The sequence below is a fragment of the uncultured Sulfitobacter sp. genome (assembly GCF_947497275.1).
Classification (GTDB): Bacteria; Pseudomonadota; Alphaproteobacteria; order Rhodobacterales; family Rhodobacteraceae; genus Sulfitobacter.
Map to the genome: position 1 here is coordinate 331,812 of NZ_CANMFS010000004.1, position 12,939 is coordinate 344,750.

Here is a 12,939-nt window from a genome sequence, read left to right on the forward strand (position 1 = left end):
GTGTTTCACGTGAAACATTTTGAAGTGATCGTTATCGGCGGGGGTCACGCGGGGGCTGAGGCCGCACATGTCTCGGCGCGAACCGGAGCGGAGACTGCCCTTGTCACCATGTCACGGGACAGCATTGGCGTGATGTCGTGTAATCCCGCTATCGGAGGCTTAGGTAAAGGGCATCTGGTACGCGAAATAGATGCCTTTGACGGACTGATGGGCCGGGTCGCGGATGCAGCCGGTATCCAATTCCGGTTGTTGAACCGACGAAAAGGACCAGCCGTGCAGGGGCCCCGCGCGCAGACAGATCGCAAGATTTACCGGAAGACGATGCTTTCTGAGATCGAAGCACATCCCAGACTGACAGTGGTCGAGGGTGAAGTGTGTGACTTGATTATGGATGGACATCGTGTCACCGGCGTTGTTTTGGCGGATGGAACAAGGATCCGTGCCAGGGCGGTTATTCTAACCACGGGAACGTTTCTGCGCGGCGTCTTACATATTGGAACTGAGAAAAAGGCCGGTGGACGGATGGGCCACGCTCCATCGGTCGCACTTGCCGAGCGTCTCGACAACTTTGCTTTCAAACTCGGCCGGCTGAAGACCGGGACGCCACCTAGACTGGATGGGCGAACCATTAATTGGAAGGGGCTTGAGATGCAGGCGGGGGACGCGGACCCTGTATTGTTCTCATTCCTCTCAAATGGCACCTCCGCGCAACAAATTTCCTGCGGTATCACGCATACAAATGAAAATACCCATGAAATTATCAGGAAGAACTTGGACCGATCCGCCATGTACGGGGGGCAAATCGATGGTATCGGTCCGCGTTACTGTCCATCTATCGAGGATAAGGTGGTGCGCTTTTCGGACAAGACGTCTCACCAGGTATTTCTCGAACCAGAAGGTATCGATGATGATACCGTTTATCCTAACGGGATCTCGACGTCGCTACCAATCGACGTTCAGGAAGAATACGTTCGGTCAATAGTAGGACTGGAAGACGTTCGGATCCTGCAGCCAGGTTACGCAATCGAGTATGACTACATTGATCCACGGGCGCTGAAACAGACTTTGGAGCTGAAAACCGTTCCAGGCTTGTTCCTTGCCGGTCAAATCAATGGAACAACAGGCTATGAGGAAGCAGCGGCACAAGGTCTTGTGGCGGGGCTGAATGCCGCGCGTTTGGTGAAGAGTGAAGACCCCGCAATATTCAGCAGAACAGATAGCTACATTGGTGTTATGATAGATGATCTGACAAGCCGTGGTGTAACCGAGCCATACCGAATGTTTACCTCTAGGGCAGAATTCCGCCTGTCATTGCGAGCTGATAATGCGGACCAGCGTCTTACCGGACGCGCTATTGAATACGGATGCGTTGGTGAAAGAATGAAAGAGGTCTACGAACATAAAATGGAAGCGCTTTCTAAATGTTCCGAGATTCTCGGGGGGACCACATTCACGCCCAAAGAGGTTGCTAAAGTTGGTATCAGTATCAACCAAGACGGGCAAAGGCGCACTGGCTTTCAGTTACTATCTTTTCCGAACACTACTTTTGAACAAGTTCGGATGCTTCAGCCAGAGCTTGAGACTGTAGAGGACGAAATCGGAAATCAGATTGCAATCGACGCATTGTACGCAAACTATATTCAACGTCAGGCCAACGATGTCGAATCGTTGCGAAAAGATGAGGGTCAGAAGATTCCGGAGAACTTTGATTACTCTTCTATCGACGGTCTTTCGAACGAACTGAAAGCCAAATTGATAGGTGCAAGGCCTGAAAGCATTGCCCAAGCCGGTCGTGTGGATGGAATGACGCCAGCCGCGTTGACGCTGTTGATGGCCATGCTTCGCAAGTACAGTAAGCGTACCGCCTGAGATGGCTAACAAAAACCTGAATGTTTCACGTGAAACAATGGAACGTCTTCTGGAATATCAAAGTTTGGTCCAAAAATGGACAAAAAAGATAAACCTAGTTTCAGCAGCTGATGAAGGTGTGATATGGGACCGGCACATCGTCGATTCCGTTCAGGTATACCAGGAGGCGCCGTCCGTAGGGGATTGGATGGATATCGGTAGCGGGGGAGGCTTCCCAGGTATCGTGGCCGCAATACTTGGTTTAGAACAGCGTCCAAGTCGCCAGTTTGCGTTGGTGGATAGCGATCAAAGAAAATGTGCGTTCCTCCGGACTGTCATTCGAAATCTCTCACTAAACGCGCAAGTCTTTGCAAGCCGGGTAGAGGAAATGGCTCCATTCGGCGCTCCGGTGTTTTCAGCGCGCGCTGTAAGTAATCTGGATACGCTACTGACACACGCCGAGCGCCATATGGACCCGGATGGAACGGCAGTTTTTCCCAAGGGTGCTCGCTGGAAGCGGGAACACGAAGAGGCGCAAAAATACTGGTCTTATTCCCTACGAACTGTTCAAAGTGAAACGAACCCCGACGCCACTATACTTGTAATCAAGGAGTTGCAGCGTGTCTGACCTATCACGGCCCAGCGGTCCGAAAATAATTGCGATCGCCAACCAAAAGGGCGGCGTCGGGAAGACGACGACGACGATCAATCTCGCCGCCGCTCTTTCCGAACACGGGCAGAGAGTGCTTGTTGTCGACTTGGATCCGCAAGGCAACGCTTCGACGGGGCTTGGCATTGATCTAGAAGACCGGGAATACACAACATACGAGCTTTTGTTGGAGGATGTCGATTTGAATGACGTTATTCTTCCGACAAAGACCAAGGATCTCAGCATTATTCCTGCGACTGTTGATCTAAGCTCTGCGGATCTGGAATTACTTTCAAATGAAAAACGCAGCTTCCTTTTGCACGATGCATTGCGGCAGACGCAGATGGACAGCTTTGCGTTCGACTATATTCTCATAGACTGCCCCCCCTCGTTGAACTTGTTGACGGTCAACGCAATGATCGCAGCGCATTCCATTCTTGTGCCGCTTCAAAGCGAATTTTTCGCGCTTGAAGGGCTATCCCAGCTTATGCTGACGATCCGGGAAGTACGGCAATCCGGGAACAAAGACTTGCGGATCGAGGGGGTATTGCTCACAATGTATGATCGACGCAATAACCTGTCCCAGCAGGTCGAACAGGATGCGCGGGATAACCTTGGCGATCTTGTGTTCAAGACAATGGTGCCGCGCAATGTGCGTGTCAGCGAAGCGCCGAGTTTCGCGATGCCCGTTCTGGCATACGATACCTTATCGAAGGGGGCGGAGGCCTATCGTGAGCTTGCAGTAGAGCTTTTGAAAAACAACAATCAGATTGAAAAAGAGGTGCATCATGTCGAATAATCAGGAGCGCAGGCGGGGTCTTGGACGCGGGCTGTCTGCTTTGATGGCCGATGTGAACGAGACCGAGACGATGGCAGCGAAAGGCCCGGTCGCCGCTGATAGCCTTGTTCCGATTGAGCGTATTTCTCCAAATCCGGATCAGCCGCGCAAGCAATTTACTACCGCGGATCTTGAGGATCTGGCGGCATCTATCCGGGAAAAAGGCGTTCTCCAGCCGTTGATCGTACGCGCGCGGGACGATGGCTCTTTCGAAATCGTGGCAGGAGAACGACGCTGGCGGGCCGCGCAGATGGCCAAGCTGCATGAACTGCCCGTGATTGTTCGCAGCTACACCGATATCGAAGTACTCGAAGTTGCGATCATCGAGAATATTCAGCGCGCCGACTTGAACGCGGCTGAGGAAGCGGTCGGGTATCGCCAGTTGATGGACAAGTTCGGACATACCCAGGAAAAGCTTGCGGAAGCTCTTGGAAAAAGCCGGAGCCACATCGCAAACCTGCTGCGGCTTTTGAATTTGCCGGAACCCGTTCTTGAACTGTTGCGAAATGGAGATCTGAGCTCAGGGCACGCACGAACACTTATCCCCTCTGCCGATCCGCTGAAAATGGCGCAGAAGGTCATCAAAGACGGTCTTTCCGTGCGTGCAACCGAAGCCTTGGTAAAGCGGGAGCTTGCTGGCGATGCGCCGACGGTGCCAAAAGCGCCCAAACCACGCGTCGAGAAGGACGCGGATACTGTCGCTCTGGAGGGGGATCTTTCCGCAAACCTCGGGATGAAAGTCTCGCTCTCGCATAAACCGGGGCAGGAAAGCGGTCAGATTACGGTGCAATACACGTCTCTGGATCAGCTTGATGAGCTCTGTCGCCTCTTGAGCGGTACCTAGTCGGGGATCAGTGCGCCGATGACAGAGTTTAGAACCCTAAACCCTTGATCTGTAACATATAACTGGCCACTTTCAACGGCTATCATTCCGATGTCGGCGAGATGTGAAATCGCCTCCGGGGAGAGGGGCTTCCCGGCAAGTCTTGCGTATCTCGATAGTGACAGGCCTTCTCGAAGCCTTAGGCCCATCAGCAACATTTCTGTCGCTTCGTCTTCGACTGTCAGATGTTCACGGCTTTGCTCCGGTCCGGTCGCCCCGACAGCGTCAAGCCAACGCTTGGGATTGCTGTAGCAAACGGTTGCAGTGCGTCTTCCCGCTTGCGTCAATCGTCCGTGAGCGCCGGGCCCGATACCCAGGTAATCCCCGTAGCGCCAATAGATCAGATTATGCCGGGATTGCGCCCCGTCACGTGCATGGTTCGACACTTCGTAGGCTGGCATACCGGCCTCTGCGCAAATGTCTTGCGTGGCGTCGAACATGTCCGCGCCCAGATCATCATCAGGAAGGCCGCGCAGTTTTCCGATGGCGTAACGATCGCCGAATGCGGTCCCTTGCTCGATCGTGAGCTGGTAAAGAGAAAGATGATCTATAGATATGGTCAGAGCCTGTTTCAGCTCGGTCTTCCAGCTTTCCAGGGTCTGGTTCTGACGCGCATAGATAAGGTCGAAACTGACACGATCAAACGTGTTGCGGGCGATATCGAACGCGGTCATCGCCTCGTTTACCGTGTGCAGTCGTCCAAGCCTGCGAAGATCGGTATCATTGAGGGCCTGAATACCCATCGAAATGCGCGAAACGCCCCCATCGCGATATGAGGCGAACCGGGCGGCCTCAACGGATCCCGGATTTGCCTCCAGCGTAACTTCAAGATCGTTTCCGACGGGCCAAAGACTCTTGATGTGCTCAATCACTGCGGCAACGGTATCTGGATCCATCAAGCTTGGCGTGCCGCCGCCAAAAAAAACGGACGTGACGATCCGGCCGCGTGTCTCGGCGGCATATCGGTCCAGCTCGGCAAGATAGGCGTGTTTCCAGGCGGACTGATCAATATGTCGCGCGACGTGACTGTTAAAGTCACAATAGGGGCATTTAGCCTCACAATAGGGCCAATGGATATAGATCCCGAAGCCACCGTTTTGCCAGTCTTCAGTCAAAGCATTTTGCCACGAGTTTTTTGAAGGCCTCTGCGCGGTGGCTTATGGCATTCTTTTCATCATGTGACATCTCGGCAAAGGTTCGCTGCTCGCCGTGCGGCTGAAAGATCGGATCGTACCCATGTCCGATCGTTCCGCGCATCGGCCAGACAAAGACACCATCGACGAACCCCTCGACAACCTCGTCATGCCCATCAGGCCAAGCGAGAACCAATGTGGCACAGAACCGCGCGGCGCGCGGATGGGGTGCGTCCGCTTCTTCAAGCAAGGCATGGGTCTTTTCCATTGCCATGACAAAGTCGCGCCCGCTGGAGGTTTCGGCCCAATCCGCAGTATAGACACCTGGTGCGTTGCCAAGCGCCGCAACCTCGATTCCGCTGTCATCGGCGAGCGCCGGCAGGCCGGTCGCCTTCGTGGCGGCGTGCGCCTTGATCCGGGCGTTGCCGATAAACGTATCCTCGGTCTCCTCCGGTTCGGCCAACTCCATTTCTTTCGCGCCGACAACGGTAATGCCGCGCGGGGCAAACAGCTCCCGCATCTCTTCGAGCTTGCCCGCGTTGTGGGTGGCGATCAGAATGCGATCGCTGGTGAATTTCCGTGTCATGCGCAAGCCGCCCGTTGGATCGCGGCCAGTTCAGAAATGCCTTGCTCCGCAAGATCCAGCAGTTCGTTCATCTGCGCGCGGGAGTACGTCGATCCTTCGGCGCTCATCTGAGTTTCGATCATTCTGCCGCTTTCAGTCATGATGAAATTGCCGTCCACACCCGCCTCGGAATCCTCGGGATAGTCGAGATCAAGAACCGGTTGGCCCGCATAGATCCCGCAGGATACTGCGGCAACCGGATCCTCCAGCGGATCGGAGGTCACATCGCCTGCCTTCATCAGCTTGTTCACAGCGAGGCGCAGCGCGATCCAGCCGCCGGTGATCGACGCACAGCGTGTGCCACCATCGGCCTGAAGCACATCACAATCGACGGTGATCTGACGCTCGCCCAGCGCCACACGGTCTACGCCGGCGCGCAGGGAACGGCCGATCAACCGCTGGATCTCGACAGTGCGACCGCCTTGCTTGCCCGACGATGCCTCGCGCCGCATGCGGGTATTCGTCGCCCGCGGCAGCATGCCATATTCCGCTGTGACCCAGCCCAGGCCAGACCCTTTGATGAACGGTGGCACGCGATCCTCGATTGTGGCCGTGCACAACACATGCGTATCGCCCACCTTGATCAAAGCAGAGCCTTCAGCGTGTTTGGTGAAACCGACTTCGACGGTGACGTTGCGCATTTCGTTGAGTTTCCGACCGGATGGGCGCATGGGAAATTTCCTTTTTTGATGATTTGCCGACGGGGATAGCGCCCATTCCCTTGCAGATGCAAGCCGCGCGCCTTTAATGTATGGATGAAGGTAGGGCTATGACGGATACATCCACAATACTGCAGGAGATGAACGAACGCTCGCGCGAGGTGTTTCGCCGGGTCGTCGAAGGGTATCTGGCGAACGGTGATCCGGTTGGGTCGCGCACGCTGACCCGCGATTTCAGCGAGAAGGTAAGCGCCGCAACCATCCGCAACGTGATGCAGGATCTTGAATTCATGGGCCTGCTCGACAGCCCCCACATCAGTGCGGGACGTATTCCGACACAACTGGGCTTGCGCATGTTTGTCGACGGGCTGTTGGAAGTCGGCAATCTCGACAATACCGACCGCGAGAAGATCGACGCGACGATGGGGCGGACCGAAGACGATGTGGGTGGCCTGTTGGACCGCGTCGGCAGCGCGCTGTCCGGCGTGACGCAGGGGGCGTCGCTGGTCCTCGCTCCCAAGCATGAAGCACCGATCCGCCATATCGAGTTTGTCTCGCTGGCACATGATCGGGCCTTGGCGGTTCTGGTGTTTTCCGACGGACATGTCGAAAACCGGCTGTTCAAACCGCCCGCCGGACAAACGCCCAGTTCGATGCGCGAGGCGGCGAATTTCCTCAATTCGCTTGTTGAGGGCAAGACCCTGTCCGAACTTACCCGGACCATCAAGATCGAGATGGGCAAACGCCGCCGCGAAATCGACGCGCTTGCCGCCGAGTTGGTCGAAAGCGGGGACGTGATCTGGGAAGCGGAAGAGGACCATCCCGAACGCCTGATCGTGCGGGGGCGGTCGAATCTTCTGACCGATGGCGGTGAGGCGGCGGATCTGGACCGGATCCGTACATTGTTTGACGATCTGGAGCGCAAGCGGGACATCGCCGATTTTCTGGAACTGGCCGAAGACGGCGACGGTGTGCGCATTTTTATCGGCTCCGAGAACAAACTTTTCTCACTTTCGGGTTCCTCTTTGGTGGTTTCCCCATATATGAACTCGGATCGTAAGATTATTGGCGCGGTGGGCGTTATCGGCCCTACGCGTCTGAATTATGGACGCATTGTGCCGATCGTGAATTACACGGCGCAACTGGTCGGAAAGCTGATTTCCGACCGGAGCTAGAGGTGGAAAATGGCTGACCCGAACGAAAATGAATTTCTCGATGATCCCGAAGCGGCGGAGGCAGAGGCCTATGCGAGCGAGATGGAAGAGATTGACGAAGGCGAGCTTGCCGTGGAGCAATTGATCGCGGAACGTGACCAGTACAAGGATCGCTTTATGCGTGCCTTGGCCGATGCCGAAAACGCGCGCAAGCGGTCGGACAAGGATCGTCGCGAGGCGGAAAATTACGGCGGGTCGAAGCTGGCCCGCGATATGCTGTCCGTACACGACAACATGAAACGCGCCCTTGAAGCGGCGACGGAAGAGCAACGCACCATATCCGGTCCATTGCTGGAAGGCATCGAGTTGACCATGCGCGAGCTGCTGTCGGTTTTCAAGAAACACGGGATCGAGCCGATCGCGCCCGAAGTCGGCGATAAGTTCGATCCGAAGCTGCATCAGGCAATGTTCGAAGCGCCGGTGCCGGGCACCAAAGCGGGTGAAATCATCCAGGTCGCGGCCGAAGGTTTCATGTTGCACGACCGCCTGTTGCGCCCTGCGCAGGTGGGCGTGTCATCGACGCCGGCAAGCTGAGGGGTCTTTTACAGCACCCGAGAGGCGGTCAGGATCTGGCCGCCTCTTTCAGTTTGTAAATCAGGTCGAGCGCCTCGCGCGGGGACAGCTCATCTGGCATGATCCCTGCAACCATCTCATCCAGCGCGGAAGCTTTGTGTACTGGCGGCGGTGATGTCGGGGTTGCGGCAAAGAGCGGTAGATCGTCGATCAGGGTCTTCCGGGTGGCGCCGCCTTCGCGCTCGCCCTTCTCCAAAGCCTCCAGCACGACGCGCGCGCGTGCGATGACCGGCGCGGGAAGCCCTGCGAGTTGTGCGACCTGCACACCGTAGGATCGGTCTGCCGCGCCCTTGCGCACCTCGTGCAGAAAGATGACCTCTCCCTCCCATTCCTTGACGGCGACGGTCGCATTGGCAACACCGGGCAGCTTCCCGGCAAGGGCGGTCATCTCGTGGTAGTGGGTGGCGAAGAGGGCGCGGGCGCGGTTGACATCATGCAGGTGTTCTAACGTGGCCCATGCGATGGACAGCCCGTCGTACGTCGCGGTGCCACGCCCGATTTCATCCAGAATCACAAGCGCCCGATCATCGGCCTGATTGAGGATCGCTGCGGTTTCCACCATCTCCACCATGAACGTCGACCGCCCGCGCGCCAGATCGTCGGACGCGCCGACGCGGCTGAACAGTTGACTGACCAGTCCGATATGGGCTGATTGCGCTGGAACGTAACTCCCCATTTGGGCAATCAGCGCGATCAAGGCGTTCTGCCGGAGGTAAGTTGATTTACCGGCCATGTTAGGGCCTGTCAGCAGCCAGATCGCGGCATCCGTGTCGGCGCTGAGATTGCAATCGTTTGCGACGAAACGTGTACCGGACCGCCGGGCAAGCGCGTGTTCCACCACGGGATGGCGGCCACCCTGAATGTCAAACGCACGCGATCCATCGACATTGGGTTTGGTCCAGTTTTCGCCCCGCGCGAGATCCGCAAGTGACGTCGCAAGGTCGATCTCGGCAAGGGCTGCCGAAGTTGCCCCGATTTCCCCCGCACACCCAAGAACAGACTGCCGCAAACCCTCATAGAGCCGCTTCTCAATCTCTGTCGCGTGGGTGCCGGCATTGAGAATTTTCGTTTCGAGCTCTGAAAGCTCGACAGTTGTGAACCGGACCTGATTGGCGGTTGTCTGCCTGTGGATGAATATATCCGAGAACGGCGGTGACAGCATCTTTTGGGCGTGGGTGGCGGTCGTTTCGATGAAGTAGCCCAGAACATTGTTGTGTTTGATCTTCAGAGACGAAATGCCCGTATCAGAGACGAATTTCTGCTGCATACCCGCGATTACTCCGCGCCCCTCATCGCGCAGCTTGCGGGACTCGTCGAGGTCTTCGTGGTGGCCGGCTGCGATAAAACCGCCGTCGCGCACAAGAAGCGGCGGCTCGGCAATCAATGCTGTTTCCAGCATTTCAATCAGATCCTCATGTCCGCCAAGTGCCTCGTGTGCGTCGCGCAGGAGAGGCGGAAGGGTCTCTGCATCGAGCATCTGATGAAGGTGGTTTGCCTCTATCAGACCATTGCGAATGGCGGCCAGGTCACGGGGGCCGGCGCGATCCAGCGACAACCGCGAGAGCGCCCGTTCTAGGTCCGGGACATTTCGCAATAGCTGCCGGTTGTCATGCAGGCGGCCCGATTCCGCCAGCATGTAGTCAACCGCATCGAGCCGCGCATGAATCGTCTCTAACGAACGCGATGGGCTTGAAATGCGCCGTTCAAGCAGACGCGCGCCGCTGGCGGTTGCGGTGCGGTCCATCATGGCAAGCAGGGACCCCGCCCGTCCGCCCGACATTCCATGCGTCAGTTCCAGATTACGCCGTGTCGACGCGTCGATCTGGACTGTGCGCGTCTCTGCCTCTTTTACCGGCTTGCGCAGCAGCGGCAGATTGCCCTTCTGTGTCAGTTCGAGATAGTCGATCAGCGCACCCATTGCGGACACTTCGGCCCGTGTGAACGCGCCGAAGGCATCCAGAGACGCGACACCGAAAAGCGCGCAGATGCGTTTCTCGGAATTGGTGCTGTCAAAGCTGGCGCGGGACAATTCAGTGATGGATAGCCCAAAATCAGTCTCTAACGCGCGGTTTTCCGGTTCCTTTCCCTCAACAAGAAGAAGCTCCGAAGGGGACAGCCTTGCAAGTTCCGGCCCAAGCCGGACCAACGGGACAGTCATGACATGAAATGCACCAGTCGAGATGTCGACCCAGGCCAGCGCACTGTTATCGCGCACCTCGGAAAATGCGGCGAGGTAGTTGTGCCGCCGCGCCTCAAGCAGCGACTCTTCGGTGAGTGTGCCGGGCGTGACCAGCCGCACGACATCCCGTTTGACCACCGATTTGTTGCCGCGCTTCTTGGCTTCGGCGGGGCTTTCGAGCTGTTCGCCGACAGCCACACGAAATCCTTTTCGGATCAGGGTGAGCAGATACCCCTCGGCAGCATGCACCGGAACGCCGCACATCGGGATGTCGTTGCCGTCATGTTTGCCGCGCTTGGTCAGTGCGATATCCAGAGCTTCGGATGCGGCGACGGCATCGTCGAAGAACAATTCGTAGAAATCGCCCATCCGGTAGAACAGCAATGCGTCCGGGTAGCCGGACTTGATTTCGAGATACTGTGCCATCATCGGTGTGACAGTGCCTGTGGTCATTTGAGCTTCTCCCGGTTGGGATGTCTGTACAAAACCGCAGCACCGGAGGGAAGGGGCGCGGGCATGTGGACCGCTGTTGAAAATCTGATAGAAATGACCGGGTGCAGGTAATTGAAAGACGCGGACAGACGTGCGGAACAAAGTTGATATGTCATTGCCGATCGACGAGCTGTTTCTTGATCCGTGGCAGGACGGCGGTTTCGCACTTCTTTCGGCACCGCAGTTCTATTGGCGGACGAAAGATGGCGGCGTTATCGAGGGTTTCAGCGTCAGCGCCTACCCCGAAATCGAGGCAAAGACGACGGCGGTTGTCGACGCCATCCAGCGTCACCGCAACCTGTCCACCACGATCGAGTACGAATCCGTTCCCGTCCTGATCCAGCCCGCAAGTTTTCGCAAGTCGATGGTGATGGTGAACCGGCGGCTGTTTCTGTCCGGGGCCGCGGGAACGCGTGCGATCAACACTTGGCGGCGCGCGAATGAGGATGCCGGCAACGATATCGAAACGGAGTTGGCCGCTTACTTTGAACGGTGCCAGCAAGAGAACGCAAAGACGGAGTTGCCGGTTGTCGACCGTATGCCGGATCCGGAAACGCCCTTCGTGATCGAGTGCCGGAACACCTTCAACTACTTCCATTTCGTAACTGAATCGCTGTGTCAGCTGGCGCTTCTGGAACGCACGAATCTGACGGGCGAGATTTTTTTCCACTTTCCGAACCGCGAGGACAAGACCCGACCCTTCGTTGAAGATTTCGTCAAAGAGCTTTTTCCCGAGATATTCAGTCGGGTCCGTTTCGAGCGGGTGCCGAAAGAGTACGACCAGGCGGTAACCGCCTACGATCTGCTCAGCTTATACCCCTTTGCCAGCGAAACGCTGTATGCTGACCTGCGGCAGCAGGTCAAACCGGGCATTCTTGATAAGGGCGTCAATTCCGATATCGCGAATTGGCGGATCGTGTCAGGCAATGGCTACTCGACGGTGTTGTCTGCACTGCGCGACCGCGCGCTTCGACTGGTCGAGGGCAGGGACTTTGGCCCCCTGCCCAAAAGGTTCTTTGTCGGCCGGGACGACCGGCACAGCAGAGCGCGTCCGATGGCGGGGCAGGACAGGCTTTTTGAACATCTGGCGCTCTTCGGATTCGAACATGTCGTGTTCGAAAACCTGTCGCCGCTCGAACAAATCGCGCTCATGGCGCAGGCCGAGATCGTCGTGATGCCACATGGTGCGGGCCTGACCAATATGATGTTCGCCCCGCCGTCGGCCTGTGTGATTGAACTTGGCACGCTTCAGACGGCCCAACACAGATGGGATGACTTCTGGCCGCTTGCGCATCTCGCGCGGTGCCGGTTTGTCAGCTTTTTCGCGGATTTCAACACGGATACGCCTTTGCAGGAGCCGGATTTCCAGACAGATGGAATTGTTCCGGTTGCCCTGTCGGACAGTGCGGTTGCGCAGATCATGGCATTCGTCGTTTCGATCATGGGGCATATACCTGAGATTTCCGCGCCCGATATTCTGTTGCGACTTGTCGAACGCATTGCGGCCGTCGAATCGCCTGATGCCGCGCTCGCCTTACTGGATGCGCATGACGCCCTTGTCGTCGCGGACGCGGACCTGTCCTTGTTGCGCGCGGATTGCCACAAGGCGCTGGATCAGCCGAAGTCCGAGCTTGTCGCGCTGGATCAGTCGTTCAAGGCAGACCGCAGCCGCTGGCAAACCCTGATCCGCATCATCTGGTGCGCCAACCGGTGCGACCGCCCGCAAGTGATACGTTGGGCACGCTCGCAGCTTGAGCGCGAATTTCCCGATCGCTATGCGGCGTTTGTCGGCAATCACGATTGGGTACGATACGTCGTTTGATTGTGCGCGGGCGCGCGCGCGGCT

11 protein-coding genes are annotated in these 12,939 nt (G+C 56.9%); 7 read left to right on the plus strand and 4 right to left on the minus strand.

The window, feature by feature from the left end; translation table 11 throughout:
* Positions 1-9 precede the first annotated feature (9 nt).
* The 4 genes from mnmG to Q1A06_RS10990 are packed head-to-tail and all read left to right on the plus strand — an operon-like array spanning position 10 to position 4,179.
* Entirely contained in the window at positions 10-1,869 is a 1,860-nt protein-coding gene (gene mnmG / locus Q1A06_RS10975; protein ID WP_299562995.1) for a tRNA uridine-5-carboxymethylaminomethyl(34) synthesis enzyme MnmG, read from the plus strand.
* Positions 1,870-1,906: 37 nt separating this feature from the next.
* Positions 1,907-2,476, plus strand: a complete 570-nt coding sequence (gene rsmG, locus Q1A06_RS10980; protein WP_299562998.1) for a 16S rRNA (guanine(527)-N(7))-methyltransferase RsmG — start codon at positions 1,907-1,909, stop codon at positions 2,474-2,476.
* The gene (locus tag Q1A06_RS10985; RefSeq protein WP_299563001.1) at positions 2,469-3,296 is read left to right on the plus strand and encodes a ParA family protein; all 828 of its coding nucleotides are present in this window, start codon (positions 2,469-2,471) and stop codon (positions 3,294-3,296) included. The genes rsmG and Q1A06_RS10985 overlap by 8 nt, the downstream gene beginning before the upstream one ends.
* Positions 3,286-4,179 (plus strand): ParB/RepB/Spo0J family partition protein, encoded by an 894-nt coding sequence (locus tag Q1A06_RS10990; RefSeq protein ID WP_299563004.1) that lies wholly within the window; start codon positions 3,286-3,288, stop codon positions 4,177-4,179. The genes Q1A06_RS10985 and Q1A06_RS10990 overlap by 11 nt, the downstream gene beginning before the upstream one ends.
* Here the strand turns inward: Q1A06_RS10990 and hemW are convergent.
* The 3 genes from hemW to rph are packed head-to-tail and all read right to left on the minus strand — an operon-like array spanning position 4,176 to position 6,647.
* On the minus strand, positions 4,176-5,333 hold the full coding sequence (gene hemW, locus Q1A06_RS10995) for a radical SAM family heme chaperone HemW (RefSeq protein ID WP_299563007.1): 1,158 nt from the start codon (positions 5,331-5,333) through the stop codon (positions 4,176-4,178). The two genes, Q1A06_RS10990 and hemW, sit on opposite strands and share 4 nt — an antisense overlap.
* Positions 5,326-5,937 carry an RdgB/HAM1 family non-canonical purine NTP pyrophosphatase gene (gene rdgB / locus Q1A06_RS11000; RefSeq protein ID WP_299563010.1) on the minus strand — a complete coding sequence of 204 codons (612 nt, stop codon included), beginning with the start codon at positions 5,935-5,937 and terminating at the stop codon, positions 5,326-5,328. Before rdgB ends, hemW begins: the two co-directional genes overlap by 8 nt.
* On the minus strand, positions 5,934-6,647 hold the full coding sequence (rph, locus tag Q1A06_RS11005; RefSeq protein ID WP_299563013.1) for a ribonuclease PH: 714 nt from the start codon (positions 6,645-6,647) through the stop codon (positions 5,934-5,936). Before rph ends, rdgB begins: the two co-directional genes overlap by 4 nt.
* A gap of 98 nt (positions 6,648-6,745) precedes the next feature.
* Here rph and hrcA point away from each other — a divergent pair, with 98 nt between their 5' ends.
* Together hrcA and Q1A06_RS11015 are read left to right on the plus strand one after the other, a co-directional pair.
* Positions 6,746-7,810, plus strand: coding sequence for a heat-inducible transcriptional repressor HrcA (gene hrcA, locus Q1A06_RS11010; protein WP_299563016.1), 1,065 nt, complete (start codon positions 6,746-6,748; stop codon positions 7,808-7,810).
* 9 nt (positions 7,811-7,819) lie between these two features.
* Positions 7,820-8,383 (plus strand): nucleotide exchange factor GrpE, encoded by a 564-nt coding sequence (locus tag Q1A06_RS11015; RefSeq protein WP_299563018.1) that lies wholly within the window; start codon positions 7,820-7,822, stop codon positions 8,381-8,383.
* A 28-nt stretch (positions 8,384-8,411) separates the two neighbouring features.
* Here the strand turns inward: Q1A06_RS11015 and mutS are convergent, their stop codons facing one another.
* A complete protein-coding gene (gene mutS, locus Q1A06_RS11020) occupies positions 8,412-11,054 on the minus strand; it encodes a DNA mismatch repair protein MutS (protein ID WP_299563021.1) in 2,643 nt (880 codons plus the stop codon).
* 130 nt (positions 11,055-11,184) lie between these two features.
* On the opposite strand from mutS, the gene Q1A06_RS11025 reads away from it, so the two are divergent.
* Positions 11,185-12,915 carry a glycosyltransferase family 61 protein gene (locus Q1A06_RS11025; protein ID WP_299563024.1) on the plus strand — a complete coding sequence of 577 codons (1,731 nt, stop codon included), beginning with the start codon at positions 11,185-11,187 and terminating at the stop codon, positions 12,913-12,915.
* Positions 12,916-12,939: the final 24 nt, after the last annotated feature.

What these genes read in the sequence shown, in the direction of transcription:
- rsmG (WP_299562998.1), top strand. Translation starts at nt 1,907, where the DNA reads ATGGAACGTCTTCTGGAATATCAAAGTTTGGTCCAAAAATGGACAAAA.
- Q1A06_RS10990 (WP_299563004.1), top strand. Translation starts at nt 3,286, where the DNA reads ATGTCGAATAATCAGGAGCGCAGGCGGGGTCTTGGACGCGGGCTGTCT.
- rdgB (WP_299563010.1), bottom strand. Translation starts at nt 5,937, where the DNA reads ATGACACGGAAATTCACCAGCGATCGCATTCTGATCGCCACCCACAAC.
- rph (WP_299563013.1), bottom strand. Translation starts at nt 6,647, where the DNA reads ATGCGCCCATCCGGTCGGAAACTCAACGAAATGCGCAACGTCACCGTC.
- hrcA (WP_299563016.1), top strand. Translation starts at nt 6,746, where the DNA reads ATGACGGATACATCCACAATACTGCAGGAGATGAACGAACGCTCGCGC.
- Q1A06_RS11015 (WP_299563018.1), top strand. Translation starts at nt 7,820, where the DNA reads ATGGCTGACCCGAACGAAAATGAATTTCTCGATGATCCCGAAGCGGCG.
- mutS (WP_299563021.1), bottom strand. Translation starts at nt 11,054, where the DNA reads ATGACCACAGGCACTGTCACACCGATGATGGCACAGTATCTCGAAATC.